The organism is Streptomyces sp. H39-S7 (genome assembly GCF_027158205.1).
GTDB lineage: Bacteria > Actinomycetota > Actinomycetes > Streptomycetales > Streptomycetaceae > Actinacidiphila.
On the sequence record NZ_JAPVLU010000003.1, the window covers coordinates 127,303 to 144,885 of the forward strand.

Sequence of the window (17,583 nt, forward strand, 5' to 3'; positions counted from 1 at the left end):
CGCCACACCGCCCGAGGACGGACCCGTCAGAACGTGAGCACCCCCCGTGCCACCCGACCGTGGTGCGCGTCGTCGGCGGCCTTCGCGAAGTCCTCGACGGGGTAGGTCTCCGTGACCAGTTCGTCGAGCAGCAGCCGGCCCTGCCGGTACAGCTCCGCGTAGAGCGCGATGTCGCGCTGGGGGCGGGACGAGCCGTAACGGCAGCCCAGGATCGACTTGTCCAGATACATGGACGACACCAGGAAGCCGGCTTCGGCGTCGACCGGCGGAACACCCAGCAGGACGGCCTGGCCGTGCCGGTCCAGGAGGTCGATGGCCTGGCGGATGAGTTTGACGTTGCCGACGCATTCGAAGGTGTGGTCGGCGCCAGTCGGCAGCAGCTCGCGGACGGCCGCGACGGTGTCGTCCACGGCGGACGCGTCGATGAAGTCGGTGGCGCCGAACTGCCGGGCCACGTCCCCTTTGGCGGGGTTGGCGTCCACGGCGACGATCCGGGTGGCGCCCGCTATCCGGCACCCCTGGAGGACGTTGAGACCGATTCCACCGGTGCCGATGACGACGACCGTGTCACCCCGGTCGACCTTCGCGCGGTTGAGCGCCGCGCCGACGCCTGTCAGGACACCGCAGCCGATCAGTGCGGCGGAGGTGAAGGGGATCTCCTTCGGGATCTTGACCGCCTGGACGGCCTTGACCACGGTCTTCTCCGCGAAGGCCGAGTTCGAGGCGAAGTTGAACAGGTCCTTGCCCTGACGGGAGAAGGGCCTTCCGGGGTAGCCGATCGCCTTGCGGCACATGGTCGGGCGGCCGCGGTCGCACTGCGCGCACGTGCCGCAGTTGGCGAGGGTCGACAGCGATACGTGGTCGCCGGGCTCGACGTGGCTGACCCCGGGGCCGATCGCCTCGACGATGCCGGCACCCTCGTGGCCGAGGACCACGGGGACGGGGAACGGGATCGTGCCGTCGATCACGGAAAGATCGCTGTGGCACAGGCCCGCGGCCTGGATGGCGACCAGCACCTCGCCGGGGCCGGGTCCGCGGACCTCCAGGTCGTCGACCACCTGGGGCTGCTTGCCGTCGAAAATGACACCTCTCATGAACTGTCCTGTTCCCTCAGAGGCCTTCACGTTCAGGAAGGCCAGACGACCGATTGGAGTTCGCTGTACGCGTGCAGTCCGAACGAGCCGCCGTCCCGGCCGACCCCGCTCTCCTTGAAGCCGCCGAACGGCGTCTCCGGGTGGCGCTGAACGGTGTTGATGCCGATGTTGCCGCTGCGCAGTCGGGCGGCCAGGGCCCAGGCACGGCCCGCGTCGTCGGAGAACACGTAGTCGTAGAGCCCGTACGGGGTGCCGTTGGCGATCTCGACGGCCTCGTCCTCGGTGTCGTAGGCGAGGGCGACGACGACCGGGCCGAAGAGCTCCTCCTGGGCGACGGTCATGTCGGGGGTGACGTCGGCGATGAGGGTGGGGGCGACGTAGAAGCCGGGCTTGAGGTCCGGACGCTCCCCGCCGGTGACGACACGGGCGCCCTGGGCGCGGGCGCCGGCGATGTACGCCTCGACGCGATCGCGCTGGGCCGCGCTGATGAGCGGGCCGACGACGGTCGAGTTATCCACAGGGTCCCCGGTGGTCAGCGCTCCGGCGTACTGTGCAAGGGCGGAGATCACCTGCTCGTACTGGTCGCGGTGGACCAGGACGCGGGTGGGCGCCGTGCAGATCTGACCGCTGTGGAAGGCCCAGGTGGAGGCGACCGCCCCGACCGCCGCCTTGAGGACCGCTCCACCCGATTCCGGCAGGACGATCGCCGCACCCTTGCCGCCGAGTTCCATCAGCGTGCGCTTCAGCGTTCGGCCGGACGCTGAAGCGATCGCCTTACCGACCGCCGTCGACCCGGTGAAGCTGATCATGTCGACGTCCGGGTGCGCGACGAGCGCCTCGCCCGCCGCCGCTCCCGAGCCCCCGATCACGTTGAACACGCCGTCGGGCAGGCCTGCCTCCTTGAAGATCTCACCGAGCAGCAGGCAGGTCAGCGGGTCCTGCGGGGCGGGCTTGGCCACCACCGTGTTGCCCATCGCCAGGGCGGGGGCGACCTTTCCCGCGAGGTTCGCGAGCGGGAAGTTGTACGAGGTGACGCAGCCGACGACGCCGACCGGGCGGCGTACGGCGGCGGCGCCGATCAGTCCACCAGGTGCGAGAGGAGAGGCTTTTACGGGTTGCGGAGGAAGCGGGACGACATCGGGCTCGACCGCGCCGCGGGCGTAGCGGCGGAAGCGGTCGGCGGCCGGCGGGAGTTGCAGGGCGGAGGCGACGCGGGCGGTGGCACCCGTCTCGGCCTGGAGGAGGGGGACGAGGTCGGCGGCGCGGGCGGAGATCGCGTCGGCTATCCGGTCGAGGACGGCGGCACGGTCGCGCGGGGCGGTGCGCGACCAGCCGTCGAAGGCGGCGCGGGCCGCCCGGACGGCCGCGTCCACGTCGTCGGCGGTCGCCTCGGGGGCGTGCCCGACGATCTCCTCGGTGGCCGGATTGATGATCGCGTAGTGGCCTTGGGCGGGCTCGTGCCACCGCCCGTCGATCCAGTGCGCGTAGGTCGGGGGTACAGGTCGGCTCATGGCCGCTGCTCCTTCGGGAGGCCGAGCACCCGCTCGGCGATGATGTTGCGCTGGATCTCGTCCGAGCCGCCGTAGATCGTGTCGGCCCGGCTGAAGAGGAACCTCCGCTGCAGCGCGTCGAGTTCGTAGGGCCGGGACGGGGTCCAGGCGGAGGGGCCGGTGGCGGCCTCCGTGCCCCGGACCGCCATGGCCAGTTCGCCGAGCCGCTGGTGCCAGCCGCCCCAGAGCAGCTTGGCGACGCTGGGGGCGCCGGGCGAGTCGGTGCCCAGGGTGCGCAGGGCGTTCCAGCGCATCGTCCTGAGCTCGGCCCACTGGCGGACGATCCGGGCCCGCAGGACGGGTTCGGTGTCGGCGCCGGTGGTCCGGGCGAGGTCGGTGATCTCGCGCAGCTCCTGCTCGAAGCCGATCTGCTGGACGAGCGTGGACACCCCGCGCTCGTAGCCGAGCAGGGACATGGCGACGGTCCAGCCGCCGCCCTCCGTCCCGACGAGGTGTTCGGCGGACGCGCGCGCGTCGTCGAAGAACACCTCGTTGAACTCGGCTTCGCCCGACATCTGGCGGATCGGCCGGACCTCGATCCGGCCGGGCTGGTCCATCGGCACCAGCAGGAAGCTGAGGCCGTGGTGCCGGCGCGAGCCGGGTTCCGTACGGGCCAGGACGAAGCACCAGTCGGCGTCCTGGGCGAGCGACGTCCAGATCTTCTGGCCGGTGATCCGGTAGCCGCCGTCGCTGTCCCGGACCGCTGCGGTGCGGATCCCGGCCAGGTCGGATCCGGCGTCCGGTTCGCTGTACCCCTGGCACCACAGTTCCGCACCACGGGCTATCGGAGGGAGGAAGCGGTCCCGCTGGGCGGGAGTGCCGTGGGCGAGGAGGGTGGGAGCGAGCAGGTTCTCGCCGATGTGGCCGGAGCGGCCGGGGGCGCCGGAGCTCGCGTACTCCTCACCCCAGACCACCTGCTGGGCGAGGGTCGCCCGGCGGTTGCCGTAGTCACCGGTCCAGCCGAGCCCTATCCAGCCGGCCGCGCCGAGGGTGCGCTCCCAGCCCCGCCCGCCCGCCGCCCACCCGTCACGGTGTTCGGCGAGCCAGGCCCGCGCCTGGGCACGGAAGGAGTCGGCCTCCGGGCCGAACGTGAAGTCCACGGATCCTCCGGTCATCGGGTCGGTCATGGAGAGCCGGACGTTCGTCATGCGTCGGGTCGCCTGCGCGCCGAGCCGCTGGGCGTTGGGCGCTAGGCGTTGGGCCGTTCCGCCGCGGCCGCTGCCGCGCGCATGGCCTCCAGTTGTTCGAGCATCGGCATCGGGTCGACGCCGATGGTTCCGGGCAGGACGTCCGCGATGCGCTCCGGCGTCCAGGGCCCGTCGCCCCAGGCCGACCGCAGTTCCCGCGGCTGCGCCCAGACGGCGATCTTCGGTCCGGCGACGGTGTAGACCTGCCCGGTGATGTCGCCGGCGCGATCGGAGAGCAGGAAGACGACCATGGCGGCCACGTCCTCCGGTTCGCCGATCTCCTTCAGCTCCATGGGCACGTTCGCCGACATGCGGGTGCGCGCGACCGGGGCGACGCAGTTCGCCGTCACCCCGTACTTGTTGAGGCCGAGTGCGGCGCTGCGCACCAGCGAGATGATGCCGCCCTTCGCCGACGAGTAGTTCGCCTGCGAGACGCTGCCCTGGTGGTTGCCGCTGGTGAAGCCGATCAGGGTGCCGGCTCCCTGCTTGCGCATCACCGCGGAGGCGGCCCGGAAGACGGTGAAGGTGCCTTTCAGGTGGGTGGCGATGACCGGGTCCCACTCCTCCTCACCCATGTTGAACAGCATCCGTTCGCGCAGGATGCCGGCGACGCACACGACGCCGTCGATGCGCCCGTACGTCTCGACGGCCGTGCTGACGATGCGGGCGCCGCCCGCCATCGTCGACACGTCGTCGGCGACGGCGACGGCCTCGCCACCCGCCGCCTGGATCTCCTTGACGACCGACTCCGCGATCTCGCTCGCCGGCTCGCTCGCACCGTCGATCGAGACGCCGTAGTCGTTGACGACGACCTTCGCCCCCTCGGCGGCGCAGGCGAGCGCCACCGCGCGGCCGATGCCACGCCCGGCACCCGTAACAGCGATGACTTTTCCGGTCAGGAAGTTGCCCACGTCCCGCCCCTTCTCATGGTTTCTGACGGACCGTTAGATTCTAGGAGTGAGTACACACCCCAGCACAAGCCCTACGACCAGGAGGCCGCTGTGACGCTTCCCGCCGAGTTCCACGACATCGCCAAACGGATCAACAACTGGGGGCGGTGGGGCGAGGGCGACGAGATCGGCACGCTGAACCTGATCACCGACGAAGTGGTGCGCGTCGCGGCCGGGACCGTACGCAGTGGCCGGCGCGTCCCGCTGGCCCTGCCGCTGCAGCAGGACGGGGTGCAGACCGGCATGATCCCCGGCCGGGTCAACCCGCTGCGCACGATGGTCGCGCTCAACCTGGAGATATTCGGCCCGGGGACCATCGCCACCAGCGACGACGCCGTGACGATGGGCTTGCAGGCGGCCACCCACTGGGACGGTCTGACCCACGTCTCGCACTCCGGGAAGATCTACAACGGCCGCCCGGCCGACTCCGTCACCGCGCACGGCGGCGCCGCCTTCAGCGGCATCGAGAAGGTGACGACCCTGGTCTCACGCGGCGTGCTGCTCGACGTCGCCGCCGCCAGAAAGCTGGACCGGCTGCCCGGCGACCACGCGGTCACCCCCGAGGACCTGGAAGCGGCCGAGGAACTCGCGGGCACCACGGTCCGTGCCGGGGACATCGTGCTGGTCCGCACCGGCCAGATGCGCTCCTACCTGGGCGGCGACAAGCACGGCTACGCCTTCCCGTCCCCCGGGCTGTCCATCAGGACGCCGGAGTGGTTCCACGCCCGCGATGTGGCGGCGGTCGCCAACGACACGCTCACCTTCGAGATCTTCCCGCCCGAGATCGAGAACCTCTGGCTGCCCGTGCACGGACTCGATCTCGTGGAGATGGGGATGCTGCAGGGCCAGAACTGGAATCTGGAGGAGTTGTCAGAGGCCTGCGCCGAGGCGGGGCGGTACGAGTTCTTCCTTGATGCCACGCCCGAGCCCTTCGTGGGCGGGGCAGGCAGTCCGGTCGCACCGGTCGCAGTGCTCTAGACGCTTCAGGCTGATCCGCGGGTCCGTACGGGCCCGGTCCCCGAGCGCCCGGTCCATCGCCGTCCGGTCCATCGCGGTCCGGTCCATCGCCGTCCGGTCGACCGCAGTCCGCTCCCTGGTGACCCGGTGCGTCGTGCCCTGGCGCTCGGCGGGCTGCTGGTCGCCGGTCTCCCGGCAGGCGATCCGCTCGGCGCGGTCCACTTCGCACCAGATCCGCTTGCCGCCACCCTCGGGCTGCCAGCCCCACCGGTCGGCCAGCCCGTCCACCAGCTCCAGGCCCCGCCCCCCGGTCTCGTCCCGGTGCGCGTGCCGCGGGGTGGGCGGGCAGTCGCTGGCGTCCGCCACCTCGACCCGGACCGTCGTGTCGGAGGAGTCGGGGAAGAGCATGCGCAGCACGGCCGGACAGCCGGTGTGCACGACCGCGTTCGTCACGAGCTCGGAGATCAGCAGGATCAACGTCTCCGCGAGCGGTTCGTCGGCCCCTATACCGGAGCCCAGGAGCCGTGAGCGCGCCCATCGCCTGGCCCGGCCCACTTCCGCGGGATCAACGCCGACCTCGAGCTGAACCTGAAGCACCTGCACCGCTCACACCATCCGAACCGGCGGACACATCGCCTCGCGCCACGGGAGAGTCACCGTACGTGACGCCCTTGAAGCACAGCATGATTGACCTACAGTCACCACAACAAGCGCTTCGGGCATATTCCAGCGGAAAGGAGTATGCGTACCGCATACTGCGCGAAGCACATCGCGGGCCGTGCGGGGAGGATTCGAACGCCCAGACGTCCCACGTGCGGCGCCCGCCCGGCTCCGCCGGGCGGCGACCACTCGGCGCCTCTGTACCTCTCGCACCCGATGGAGCGTACCCGAGCCGGACGCCGACTCCGGTCCGTCACGAGTAACGCCTAGGACACAACCCGATATCAACGCAGTGTCACCGTGCGCTCACCGGACCTCCCGCGCCGTCACCCGAGGAGTCCCGCCGCCAGCTCCTCCTTCTGGCGCTCCGCTTCCCCGCGTCCCGCGGCGAGCACCCAGGACCGCTTGATGTGGAGGTGTACATCGGCCTCCCACGTGAAGCCCATCCCCCCGAAGACCTGCAGACAGTCCCGTGCGTTGCGCGCCGCCGCGTCGTCGGCGAGCAGCCGCGCCGCGGCCGTCTCGAAGCCGTCGCCGGACACCGCCGCCGCGTAGACGGCGGTACGGGCCATCTCCACCCGCACGAGCATGTCCGCGCACAGGTGTTTCACCGCCTGGAACGCCCCGATCGGCCGCCCGAACTGCTCCCGTTCCCGCGCGTGTTGCACGGCCATCGCCAGAGTCCTGCCCGCGCTGCCCACCTGCTGCGCCGCGGTCAGCAGCGCGGCCTCCCGCCGCAGTGAGGCCACGTCGACGCCGGTACTCCCGCCGGCCCCGCCGTCGAGAGCCCGAGCCCCGCTCAGATCGCTGCCGGGCAGGTGGAGGGGGGTGAGCGGGTCGGCGGAGCGGATCGCCGCGGCCGGGAATCCGTCCGCCGCGAAGAGCCCGGCGCGCGCGGACGAAGCCCCCGGCTCCCCCAGCGCCAGCACGGCGTCCGCGCCGCCCAGGTGCCCGATCGGGGCGGGCGGCAGCGCCAGGGCCACCAGCAGCTCCCCGGCCGCCGCGCCCGCCGCCACCGGCCCGGTCAGATGGGTCGCCGCCAGCTGCGTACCGACCAGCGGACCCGGCAGCAGGACGCGGCCGGCCTCCTCGAGGACGAGCACCGCCTCGGGCAGTCCGAGGCCCACGCCGCCGGCAGCACCCTCCGGCAGCCTGAGCGCGAAGAACCCGGCCTCGCCCAGCTCACGCCACAGCGCCCGGTCGACCACCCGCGGACCGCCCGCGACCCAGCCGTCCCCCGCGTCCACCGCCGCGCGCAGCGCCTCGCGCGGGAACCGCCCGGCGAGCAGCTCCCGCACGCCCGTCCGCAGCGCCTCTTGATCCTCTGTGGGTTGGAAATCCACGGTCAGCCCCCGTTCCCCGGCTCTCAGCCCTTCGGAAGGCCGAGGATGCGCTCGGCCACGATGTTCTTCTGGATCTGCGAGGTGCCGGCCGCGATCGTGTAGGAGAGCGACGACAGCCGCTCCGCCGTCCACGGGTGCCCGGCGTCCTGCGCGAGCGGCCCCAGCACCTCGGCGGCCGCGTCGTACAGCTCCTGCCGGGCGTGCGAGTAGCGCAGCTTGAAGACCGACCCGCCCGTCCCGGGCACGCCCGTGCCGCCCGCCCGCAGCGAGCGCTCCGCCTCGCTGACGTTCCACTGGGTGAGCCGCCACAGGACGGAGAACTCCGCCGCGAGCCGGCCCAGCCTGCGCCGCAGCGCCGGATCGTCCCAGCTGCCGTTCTCCTTCGCGGCGCGCGCGACCTCGCCGAGCACGCGGCGGCAGGCGACGACCTCGCCGACGAAGGCGGTGCCGCGCTCGAAGGAGAGGGTGACCATGGTGACGCGCCAGCCGTCGTTCTCCTCCCCCACCCGGTTGGCGACCGGTACCCGCACCTCGTCGAGGAACATCTCGGCGAACTCCGTCGACCCGGCGAGGGTGCGCAGCGGCCGTACCGTGACGCCCGGGGCGTCCATCGGCATCGCGAGCCAGGAGATGCCGCGGTGCTTGGGCGCCTGCGGATCGGTGCGGACCAGCAGCTCGCACCAGTCCGCGACCTCCGCGTGCGAGGTCCAGATCTTCGAGCCGGTCACCACGTAGGCGTCGCCGTCGCGGACCGCGCGCGTCCGCAGTGAGGCCAGGTCGGAGCCGGCGCCGGGTTCGCTGAACCCCTGGCACCACACGTCGTCGCCGCGCAGCACCGGCGGCAGCCAGCGCCGCCGCTGCTCCTCGGTGCCCTCGGCGGCGATGGTGGGTCCGGCGTGCAGCAACCCCACGAAGTTGGCGCCCACGTAGGGCGCGCCCGCCTTCTCCGTCTCCTCCAGGAAGATCAGGTGCTGCACCGGCGTCGCGCCGCGCCCGCCCGCGTCGACCGGCCAGTGCAGGCCCGCGTACCCGGCGTCGTACAGCGTTCGCTGCCAGCCGGCGTCGTACGCGCGCCGCCCCGGCCAGTCGCGGGGGTCGGGGCGGGGCGGCAGCTTCGGCAGGACGTCGCGGAGCCAGGACCGCAGGCCGGCCCGGAACTCCTCCTGCTCGGCGGTGTACGTCAGATCCACGCGCGCCTCACCTGCCGGCCTTCACGAGCGAGGAGAGGTCGAGCCCCCGGTCGAAGTCGAGGTCGAGCATCCGGATCGCGTTGCCGCGCATGAGCTTGTAGACGGTCTCGTCGTCGATCCCCTTCATGTGGTCCTCGGCGACCGCCTTGGTGTGCGGGAAGGTCGAGTCCACATGCGGGTAGTCCGTCTCGAAGGTCGCGTTGTCCCGTCCGACGACGTCCAGCGACGCGACCCCGTGCTTGTCGCGGAAGAAGCAGCAGAAGATCTGCCGGTAGTAGTACGTCGACGGCGGCTCGGGGATGATGTCGCGCACCCCGCCCCAGGCCCGGTGCTCCTCCCAGACGGTGTCGGCGCGCTCCAGGGCGTACGGGATCCAGCCCATCTGGCCCTCGCTGTAGGCGAGCTTGAGGGTCGGGAACTTGACGAGGACCCCGCTGAAGAGGAAGTCCATCATCGAGGCCATCGCGTTGTTGAAGCTGAGCGCGGCCTGGACGGCGGGCGGCGCGTCCGGTGAGGCCGCGGGCATCTGCGAGGACGAGCCGATGTGCATGTTCACGACCGTGCCGGTCTCCTGGCACACCGCGAAGAAGGGGTCCCAGTAGCCGGAGTGGATGCTCGGCAGGCCCAGGTGCGTCGGGATCTCGCTGAAGGTGACGGCCTTGACGCCGCGAGCGGCGTTGCGGCGGATCTCGGCCACGGCCAGGTCGATGTCCCACAGCGGGATGATGCAGAGCGGGATGAGCCGGCCGCCGCTGTCGCCGCACCACTCGTCGACCATCCAGTCGTTGTAGGCGCGCACGCAGGCCAGCGCGACCTCCTTGTCGTGCGCCTCGGAGAACGTCTGCCCGCAGAACCGCGGGAAGGTCGGGAAGCAGAGCGACGCCTCGACGTGGTTGAGGTCCATGTCCGCCAGGCGTTCCTTGGGGTCCCAGCAGCCGCGGCGCATCTCGGCGCGGGTGATGCCCTCCAGGGTCATGTCGTCGCGGTCGAAGCCGACGGCGGCGATGTTCCGCTTGTACGGGAACTTGAGGTCCTCGTAGATCCACCAGTCGGTGGGCGGTCCGTCCGGGTCCATCGTGATCTGGTACTTCCCGGCGACGTACGCCAGCTCACCGATACCTGCGGTCAGCGGCTTCGGACCCCGGTCGTGGTACTTGGCCGGCAGCCACTTCTCGAAGAGGTGCGCGGGCTCGATGACGTGGTCGTCGACGCTGATGATCCTGGGCAGTTCCATCGGCCTCTCCCTGCAGATCTGATGGATCGTCAGATTTAGAGTACGCACGCACACACCCCGCGTCCATCGGCGTCACACCCCTGGACCGGTGGGGCCCCGCCGCATACGCTGCGGCCATATCTGACGCAACGTCAGCTACGGTGACGGCACGGAGGAGACCGGCATGGACGCGACCATCGAGGCCCTCGGCGACTCCCCGACGCTCTGGGCGCTCGCCGCCCGCCGCGCCGAGCTCACCCCCGACGCCCCCGTCCTCCTCGACACCGACGGCCGCCGCCTCACCTTCGGCGAGCTGCGCGACCGCTCCGAGCGCGTCGCCGCCGGCCTCCACGACCTCGGCGTCCGGCCCGGCAGCCGGTTCGCCTGGCAGCTGCCCACCCGGATCGAGACGGTGCTGCTGACCTTCGCGCTCGCCCGGCTCGGCGCCGTGCAGACCCCGCTCATCCCCTTCTACCGGGACCGTGAGGTCGGCTACGCGCTGCGCGAGGCCGGGGCGGAGTTCTTCGCGATACCCGGCGAATGGCGCGGCCACGACTACGCGGCGATGGCCGACCGCCTCGCGCCGCGCCTCTCCCGGCCGCCGCTCCTGCTCACCGCGTACGACCAACTCCCCGACGGCGACCCGGCCGTGCTGCCGGAACCGCCCGCCGACGGCACGTCCGTCCGCTGGATCTACTGGACCTCGGGCACCACCTCGGACCCCAAGGGCGTTCTGCACACCGACCGCAGCCTCATCGCCGCCGGCGGCTGCCTCGCCCACGCCCTGCGCCTCACCCCCGACGACATCGGCTCCATGGCCTTCCCCTACGCCCATGTCGCCGGGCCCGACTACACCGTGATGCTGATGCTGTACGGGTTCCCCGCGCTGCTCCTGGAGCACTTCGCGCTGCCCGCCTCGCTCGACGCCTACCGGGCGCACGGCGTCACGGTCGCGGGCGGCAGCACCGTCTTCTACTCGATGTTCCTCGCGGAGCAGCGCAAGGACCCCGGCCGCAAGCTCATCCCCAGCCTGCGGCTGCTGGCGGGCGGCGGGGCGCCGATGCCGCCCGAGCTGTACTACGAGGTCACCCGGGAGATGGGCTGCCAACTCACCCACGGCTACGGCATGACCGAGGTCCCCATGATCACCATGGGCGCCCCCGACGACACCCCCGACCACCTCGCGACCACCGAGGGCCGCCCCCCTGCCGCGATGGAGATCCGGATCACGGACTCCGACGGCAAGCCGCTGCCCGCCGGCACCGACGGCGAGGTCAGGCTGCGCGGCGAGGCCGTCTGCCGGGGCTACCTCCACGCCGGCCAGACCGCCGAGGTCTTCGACCCGGACGGCTTCCTCATCACCGGTGACCTCGGCCGGCTCACCCCGGACGGCTATCTCGTCCTCACCGGCCGGCTCAAGGACATCATCATCCGCAAGGGCGAGAACATCTCCGCCCAGGAGATCGAGGACCTGCTCTACGAGCACCCCGCGGTCGCCGAAGCCGCCGTCGTCGGACTGCCCGACCCCGAACGCGGCGAACGCGTCTGCGCCGTCGTGGAACAACCCGCCGGCGCCCCGCCGATCACCCTCGCCGACATCACCGGCTACCTGCGCGACCACGGCCTGTCCGCCCACAAACTCCCGGAACAACTGGAGATCGTGGACGCCCTCCCCCGCAACGACGTACTCCGCAAGGTCCTGAAGTTCAAACTGCGCGAGCGCTTCGGCGGCACGGAACCGTCGTGAACCCACCCGCGACGCCGGCAAGCGGGCGAGGCCGCCGGAAGTGGGGGGGAGGTTTCGGAACGATGGTGACTTTTCCGGGTAATCTTCCTTTCGGGTTTGGCGGGGCGTGACAGGTGCGGACGGGGGTGTCGCGGTAGCCGCTACTCTGCGTCTGTTGACCACGTAACTTCCGGGACGCGTCGCCGAGTTGACGCGCGCAGTCGTCCGGCCACGTGGCGCGACCAGGGGCTTGGGAGGCGGACGTGGCGGACGCTACGGACAGCACGGTTGCGGCGCAGAGCGGTCCGCGGGACCGTCGGCCGGGCCGCGCACAGGCGCAGGTGCACGCGGCGCGGCGGCTGGGCGAGGCACGCATCGCACTGGCCGCGGGCGACGCGGCGACGGCCGCGGACCGGTTCCGCGCGGCGCTCGCCACCGCCGGGGACCACGACCTCGCGGACGAGCGCGTCTCGGCTCTGCTCGGGCTGGGCGACAGCGCACTGGAGACCGGTGAACTCACGCTCGCGCGCGAGCACTTCGAGGCCGTGGAGAAGCTGCTGCGCGATGAGCCGCTGCCGCGCCGGGCCGCCGCGATCCGCGGCCGGGCGGTCTCCCACCTACTGGCGGGCGAACTGCGGTACGCCTGCTACCTGCTGGAGACCGCGATCGACGGGCTGCACGCCGCCGGAACCCAGGACCCGGACGCGCTGCTGCTCCTGCACACCGCCGTGATCGCTCCCTACATGGACATGGGCGCCCACGCCCGCGCCGCCCAGGCCGCCGAGCTCGCCCTCGCGCTCGCCCCCAGCGCCACCGATCCCGCGCTGGTCGCCGGCATGCACCGCAGCGTGGCCCGCACCCTGATCGCCGAAGGCCGGATCGTCGAGGCCGACGCCTCGCTCGCCAAGGCGCAGGAGCTGTACCAGCGGCTGGGATTCCGCTCCGACCTGGCCAAATGTCACTGGATGCGCGGATATGTACATGCCCAGGACGGCAGCCTGGAGCAGGCGGAACAGGAACTGCGGCTCGCCCGCGACATGCTGGCGGCCCAGCAGTCCGAGCTCTTCACCGATCAGGTGGAGGTGGAACTCGCCGACGTCCTGCGCCGGCGCGGCAGCCACACCGAGGCGGGCGAACTGCTCGCCCGGCTGCTCGACCGCATCGGTCCCGAGCGCGGCGCCATCCACGCGGCGGGCGCGCACCGGCTGCTCGGTCTGATCGCGCAGGAGGACGGCGAGCTCGACGCCGCCGAGGAGCACTACGTCAACGCGCTGTCACTGCTGGAACGCGCCGGCGCCGCCGGCGATCTCGCCGACCTCTGCCGGCTGCTGGGTGATCTGCTGCGCAGCACCGGACGGGTCGAGGCCGCCCTGGACGCCTACCGCACCGGCCTCGGCCACCGGGCCGCGATCGGCACCACCACCCTGGGCCCGGCGCCCGCGAAGCCACCGGCCAGACCGTCGGCGTACTGAACCGGCCGACGTGGCAACGCTAAGCGGATATCGGCCGGGCCGAGTCGTCGGTCGCGGAGGCGAGGTCCGGGTAGACGTCGAAGAGGCGGCGGACACCGAGGGCCGCGAGCACCCGGTTGACGTGAGACCCGTCGTCGGCGGCACCCTGGTCGGGCAGGACGATACGGAGCCGGCCGGCGCAGGAACGCATCAGGCGGCGCGCGGCGATCAGCACGCCCACCCCGCTGGAATCGCAGAAGCGCACCTCCGCGAGGTCGAGGACCACGCTGCGCCGACCGTCGGCGACCGCCTCGTGCACGTGCTGGCGCACGGTGGGAGAGGTCAGGAGGTCCATCTCGCCCGTGACGATCACCACGGCCCAGCCGTCCTGTTCGGCCTGCGTTACTTCCACTGAGTCTCACCTCGCGACGTCGCTGGGAGCAGCCCGGCCACCCTGGCGGTCCGCGGAGGCCCGGAAGGCCGCTCCTCAAGGAATTGCGACAGCGTCATCATGTGAACCCTATGCCCGGAATCCCGTACGGCCGAGCAGTACAGCGGTCACACCCGCATAACACATCGCCAGAAGCGGTCCGAAACGGCGACAGGATGGCGCAAAGGGGCGTCTCACGTCGTAGGTGGCGGTTACATTCGAGCTGACGGGACCGAAAGCCGGGCGGAGACGACGCGGCCACCGGAACCGATGGACGGGCAGGACCGGCGCGCGGAACCGGCGGCGGCGAGGGGAAAGGGGCGGCGGCATGGCCACACCGGCACCACCCCGCTGGGACCGCAGAATGCAGCAGCGGCTGGCCCGCGGGGAGGAAGCCGCGCTCGGCGAGCTGTACGACCGGTACGCGTCGCTGGTGCACAGCCTCGCCCACCGCGTGCTCGACGACGACCAGGCCGCGAACGCCATCACCCGCGACGTCTTCGGCTTCATCTGGGAGAACCCCGACGCCTACGACCCCCGGCGCGGCTCCCTGCGTTCCTGGATCGCCGCACTCACCCAGCTCCGGGCCGTGCAGCAGCTGCGCCACGAGGAGGACCGCGGCCGCGGCAGCCAGGACGAGGTCGAGGCGAAGGTCCGCGATGCCAACACCGCCGCCCGCGCCGACTTCATCGTCACGTCCATGCCGGCCCCGCTGCGCGACGCTCTCGAACTCGCCTACTTCCGGCGGCGCGACTACCGGCAGACCGCCGCCGACCTGGGCGTGACCGAGGACGAGGCCCGGCGCAGGCTCCGCCTCGGCCTGCAACTGCTCTCCACCGCGATGACACCCACCGCGCACCCGGGTCACGAAACGGGCCACCACGCAGGCCTCCCAGCGAGCCTCCACACAGGCATCCGCGCGGGCCTCGACGCGGGTCCCGACGGGCGACAGCGGTGACCGCCGGGACGGCGGGCGCCGGGCGGGGAGAGCTCTCCCCGTACGACCACAGCACGCTCAAGTCACTGCTCGGGGCCTGGGCGCTGGCCGCCTGCTCACGCGACGAGTCGCTCGCCGTCGAGGTACACCTGACGGACTGCGCGGCCTGCGCGGACGAGGCGCTGCGGCTGCGCGACGCCGTCGGTCTGCTGCACCAGGAGGAGACGCTCGACCTCGATCCGCTGCTGCGGTCCCGGGTGCTGTCGGACTGTCTCGACCGCCGCCCGGCGCGCGTTCCCATGCCCCGGTGGGCGGCCCCGTACGACGCGGAGACCGCCCGGCTGGACGCGCTGCTGCGCGATCTCGGCGACGGCTACTGGGACGCCCCGGTGGAGCTGCGCTGGTACGAGGACAAGCGGGTGGCCCGCGAGGTCTCCGTCGCGCAGGTCATCGGCCACCTCTGCGCGGTGGACGGCCTGGTGGCGTCCGCGCTCGGGCTGCCCCTCGATGAGCTGCCGCTCGATCCCGCGCAGCGCACCGAGAGCTACTGGGCCACCGCGCACGACATGCCGGGCGCACCGCTGCGCACCAAGTGGCGCGAGCAGGGCCGGACGCTGGTGCGCACGGTGTCCTTCGCCGGTCACGGGACGGGCGGACTGGACGTGGGATACGGCGGGTTCACGCTGCCGCTGCGGGACGCGTTCCTCGACCGGGCCTTCGAGTGCTGGATCCACGCCTGGGACATCGCCGAGGCCGTCGACTACCCGTACGATCCGCCGGCGCCGCGCGATCTCCACCCCATGATCGACCTGGCGGCCCGGATGCTGCCCACCGCCATCGCGGGGCGCCGCCGCGCCGGGCTCGCGGCCTCCCCGGCCCGGCTCACCACCGCCGGGTCACCCGGCCGTTCGGTGCACCTCGAGGTCGAGGGCCTGGGCGGGGGCGACTGGTACATCGCCCTGGACTCGCCCGGCGCGCTCGCCACCGCCGAGGAGGCGGTGGCCCATGTCGCTCTCGACAGCGTCGAGTTCTGCCAGCTGGCCGCGGGCCATCTGGAGCCCGAGCGGATAGCCGTGGGTCAGGACGGGGACCGCGGGGTCATCCGCGACGTGCTCTTCGCCGCGGCGAGCCTGTCCCGGCTCTGAGCGGCCCGCGCCGCACGGGCACCCGCCGCACGGGCCCCCACCACCCCTGCGCCGACCGCCCGCAGGCCGGCCGCCCGTACGCCGAGCGCCCGTGCACCGACCAGTGCACGGGCGCGACGAGGGTCCCCCGCCGGGTCACATGTTGTACTTGAAGCGGCCCGTCGGGCGGGCGTACGTGTCGTAGTTGTCCACGGCCGGATGGGCCTTGGCGGCCGGTCCCGCCTGGAAGGCGCTGATTATGTTCTCGGCGACCTTGGTGGCGAATTTGCCGGTGACCTTGGGCAGCTTGCCCCAGCACGGGTTCGCGTCCACGGCACACGTCCAGCCCAGGGTTCCCGCGCTGAACACCCCCGCACCGGAAGTCGCCGTGTAGTACACCGAATTGGCGAAGCTCTTGTCCTTGCCGTTGATGACGACCGGCGAATTCGAGAGGATCTGGATGGGCCGCGGCGTATCGGCGTCCGAGAAGACCCGGTCGAATTCACTGCGGACGAGTCCCGGGTACTGCGAACCGGCGCGGGCGCCGGTCCCCTTGTAGATCCAGACGTTCGGGTCGGTGACCACGTACGGGGCGAGCACGCCGGCCCATTCGTACTGGATGCCGAGGAACGCGGCCTCGGGACGCGGGTTGGGCGCCTGCCGCCACTGCTTGGTGGCCTCGTCGGCGTCCGTGAGGCTCATCGGGTCCTCGGAGGCGTCCTTGTAGCAGGTCACGACGCGCTCGCGGCCCAGCGGGGAGGCCTCGAACCGGACGTGGCGGTACGCGTTGTTCGCACCGAAGAACGCCAGGTTGACGCCCTTGTCGCGCAGGGCGATCGTGTTGGTCCGCATCCCCGACGACCAGTACTCGTCATGGCTCGGAAAGATCATTCCGCGGGCGCCCCGGAAACGGCCCGGGTCGGAGTCCAGTTCCAGGGAGGTGCCGTAGGCCAGCGGGATGCCCATGCGCTCGGCGAGCGTCAGCATCGGCAGCTCGTGCCAGCCGAACAGGCCGTCGCCGGCCCCCGCGTACGGGCGGTCGAAGCTCACCTTGCGCGCCCGGTCCCCGTAGCCCTTGACGCCGCCGTAGATGTTGGCGCCGCCCCAGGAGTTGTACGCGGCCCAGGTGGCGACCGCGTTGATGAAGACGCTGCGGCCCTCGGCGGACCTCGAGCGCACCGTGAGCGGCACCCAGCGGTCGTGGCCGGCGGCGGAGACGAGCTTCAGCCGGTAGTCGCCCTCGGGCCAGCCCTTGGTGGAGATCTCCAGGGAACGCTTCCAGGGAGCGCGTGCCATGTAGATCTGCGGCGTCATCTCGCCGTCGGCCTGCCGCTGGCCCCGGATGTGCGACGAGGACCAGACCAGCCGGCCCTGCTTACCGCTGTACCAACCCATTCGGTACGCCTCCACCCGGAAATCGCGCGCGGGGGTGGAGACGTACAATCCGAATTTGTCGCCCGGGTCGACACTCACCCGATCGGCATAACCCTCGATAGCGTTTTGCGGACCGGGACTCTTCAGTTTCCAGTCGGTCGTGCCCTCAAGGGTGTTCTCTTTGACGACATTGATTCCGGCGGTATTCCCCGGACCGCCCTTCTCCGGCGGCGGGGTCACCACCTGCACCGGTGGGCGCCCCGGCGTCGGGAGCGCGGTCACCGTCTCCTTGGCACTGTCCAGCAGGTTGGTGCCGTACTGAACGCACACTGCGACAACTACGCCTAGGGCGGCGACAAGGAGAGCTATACGGCGCAGATTCATGATTTTACGATCA

14 protein-coding genes and 1 pseudogene are annotated in these 17,583 nt (G+C 71.7%); 5 read left to right on the forward strand and 10 right to left on the reverse strand.

What is annotated here, in order from left to right; translation table 11 throughout:
• Positions 1-26 precede the first annotated feature (26 nt).
• From O3X23_RS03980 to O3X23_RS03995, 4 genes are all read right to left on the reverse strand, one after another.
• Positions 27-1,094, reverse strand: a complete 1,068-nt coding sequence (locus tag O3X23_RS03980) for a Zn-dependent alcohol dehydrogenase (protein ID WP_269269685.1) — start codon at positions 1,092-1,094, stop codon at positions 27-29.
• Between the two features lie 32 nt (positions 1,095-1,126).
• Complete coding sequence (locus O3X23_RS03985) at positions 1,127-2,605, reverse strand: aldehyde dehydrogenase family protein (protein ID WP_269269686.1); 1,479 nt, start codon at positions 2,603-2,605, stop codon at positions 1,127-1,129.
• Complete coding sequence (locus O3X23_RS03990) at positions 2,602-3,744, reverse strand: acyl-CoA dehydrogenase family protein (RefSeq protein WP_269269864.1); 1,143 nt, start codon at positions 3,742-3,744, stop codon at positions 2,602-2,604. The genes O3X23_RS03985 and O3X23_RS03990 overlap by 4 nt, the downstream gene beginning before the upstream one ends.
• An 89-nt stretch (positions 3,745-3,833) precedes the next feature.
• Positions 3,834-4,742 carry an SDR family oxidoreductase gene (locus O3X23_RS03995; protein ID WP_269269687.1) on the reverse strand — a complete coding sequence of 303 codons (909 nt, stop codon included), beginning with the start codon at positions 4,740-4,742 and terminating at the stop codon, positions 3,834-3,836.
• 90 nt (positions 4,743-4,832) lie between these two features.
• Here O3X23_RS03995 and O3X23_RS04000 point away from each other — a divergent pair, with 90 nt between their 5' ends.
• Positions 4,833-5,759: a cyclase family protein gene (locus tag O3X23_RS04000; protein WP_269269688.1), complete on the forward strand. Its 927-nt coding sequence runs from the start codon at positions 4,833-4,835 to the stop codon at positions 5,757-5,759.
• 192 nt (positions 5,760-5,951) lie between these two features.
• On the opposite strand, the pseudogene O3X23_RS04005 reads toward O3X23_RS04000, so the two are convergent.
• The 4 genes and pseudogenes from O3X23_RS04005 to O3X23_RS04020 form a co-directional block, all read right to left on the reverse strand.
• A pseudogene (locus O3X23_RS04005) lies at positions 5,952-6,341 on the reverse strand (ATP-binding protein); the annotation flags it as partial.
• 383 nt (positions 6,342-6,724) lie between these two features.
• Positions 6,725-7,741: an acyl-CoA dehydrogenase family protein gene (locus O3X23_RS04010; RefSeq protein WP_269269689.1), complete on the reverse strand. Its 1,017-nt coding sequence runs from the start codon at positions 7,739-7,741 to the stop codon at positions 6,725-6,727.
• A gap of 23 nt (positions 7,742-7,764) precedes the next feature.
• Complete coding sequence (locus tag O3X23_RS04015) at positions 7,765-8,931, reverse strand: acyl-CoA dehydrogenase (protein ID WP_269269690.1); 1,167 nt, start codon at positions 8,929-8,931, stop codon at positions 7,765-7,767.
• A gap of 7 nt (positions 8,932-8,938) precedes the next feature.
• Positions 8,939-10,165, reverse strand: coding sequence for an amidohydrolase family protein (locus O3X23_RS04020; RefSeq protein WP_269269691.1), 1,227 nt, complete (start codon positions 10,163-10,165; stop codon positions 8,939-8,941).
• 163 nt (positions 10,166-10,328) lie between these two features.
• Between O3X23_RS04020 and O3X23_RS04025 the strand changes: the two genes are divergently transcribed.
• Both O3X23_RS04025 and O3X23_RS04030 read left to right on the forward strand, forming a co-directional pair.
• The gene (locus O3X23_RS04025; RefSeq protein ID WP_269269692.1) at positions 10,329-11,891 is read left to right on the forward strand and encodes a class I adenylate-forming enzyme family protein; all 1,563 of its coding nucleotides are present in this window, start codon (positions 10,329-10,331) and stop codon (positions 11,889-11,891) included.
• A gap of 242 nt (positions 11,892-12,133) precedes the next feature.
• Positions 12,134-13,342: a tetratricopeptide repeat protein gene (locus O3X23_RS04030; protein ID WP_269269693.1), complete on the forward strand. Its 1,209-nt coding sequence runs from the start codon at positions 12,134-12,136 to the stop codon at positions 13,340-13,342.
• A 19-nt stretch (positions 13,343-13,361) separates the two neighbouring features.
• Here the strand turns inward: O3X23_RS04030 and O3X23_RS04035 are convergent, their stop codons facing one another.
• The gene (locus tag O3X23_RS04035) at positions 13,362-13,733 is read right to left on the reverse strand and encodes an STAS domain-containing protein (RefSeq protein ID WP_269269694.1); all 372 of its coding nucleotides are present in this window, start codon (positions 13,731-13,733) and stop codon (positions 13,362-13,364) included.
• Positions 13,734-14,079: 346 nt separating this feature from the next.
• Between O3X23_RS04035 and O3X23_RS04040 the strand changes: the two genes are divergently transcribed.
• On the forward strand, positions 14,080-14,709 hold the full coding sequence (locus tag O3X23_RS04040; RefSeq protein WP_269269695.1) for a sigma-70 family RNA polymerase sigma factor: 630 nt from the start codon (positions 14,080-14,082) through the stop codon (positions 14,707-14,709).
• Entirely contained in the window at positions 14,706-15,833 is a 1,128-nt protein-coding gene (locus O3X23_RS04045) for a maleylpyruvate isomerase N-terminal domain-containing protein (RefSeq protein WP_269269696.1), read from the forward strand. Before O3X23_RS04040 ends, O3X23_RS04045 begins: the two co-directional genes overlap by 4 nt.
• Positions 15,834-15,968: 135 nt before the next feature.
• Here O3X23_RS04045 and O3X23_RS04050 read toward each other — a convergent pair whose 3' ends face one another.
• A complete protein-coding gene (locus O3X23_RS04050) occupies positions 15,969-17,570 on the reverse strand; it encodes a N,N-dimethylformamidase beta subunit family domain-containing protein (protein WP_331283875.1) in 1,602 nt (533 codons plus the stop codon).
• Positions 17,571-17,583: the final 13 nt, after the last annotated feature.

Bases quoted from the DNA above. Each gene is read 5' to 3' on its own strand.
- O3X23_RS03980 (WP_269269685.1), bottom strand. From the start codon at position 1,094: ATGAGAGGTGTCATTTTCGACGGCAAGCAGCCCCAGGTGGTCGACGAC.
- O3X23_RS03985 (WP_269269686.1), bottom strand. From the start codon at position 2,605: ATGAGCCGACCTGTACCCCCGACCTACGCGCACTGGATCGACGGGCGG.
- O3X23_RS04020 (WP_269269691.1), bottom strand. From the start codon at position 10,165: ATGGAACTGCCCAGGATCATCAGCGTCGACGACCACGTCATCGAGCCC.
- O3X23_RS04025 (WP_269269692.1), top strand. From the start codon at position 10,329: ATGGACGCGACCATCGAGGCCCTCGGCGACTCCCCGACGCTCTGGGCG.
- O3X23_RS04040 (WP_269269695.1), top strand. From the start codon at position 14,080: ATGGCCACACCGGCACCACCCCGCTGGGACCGCAGAATGCAGCAGCGG.
- O3X23_RS04050 (WP_331283875.1), bottom strand. From the start codon at position 17,570: ATGAATCTGCGCCGTATAGCTCTCCTTGTCGCCGCCCTAGGCGTAGTT.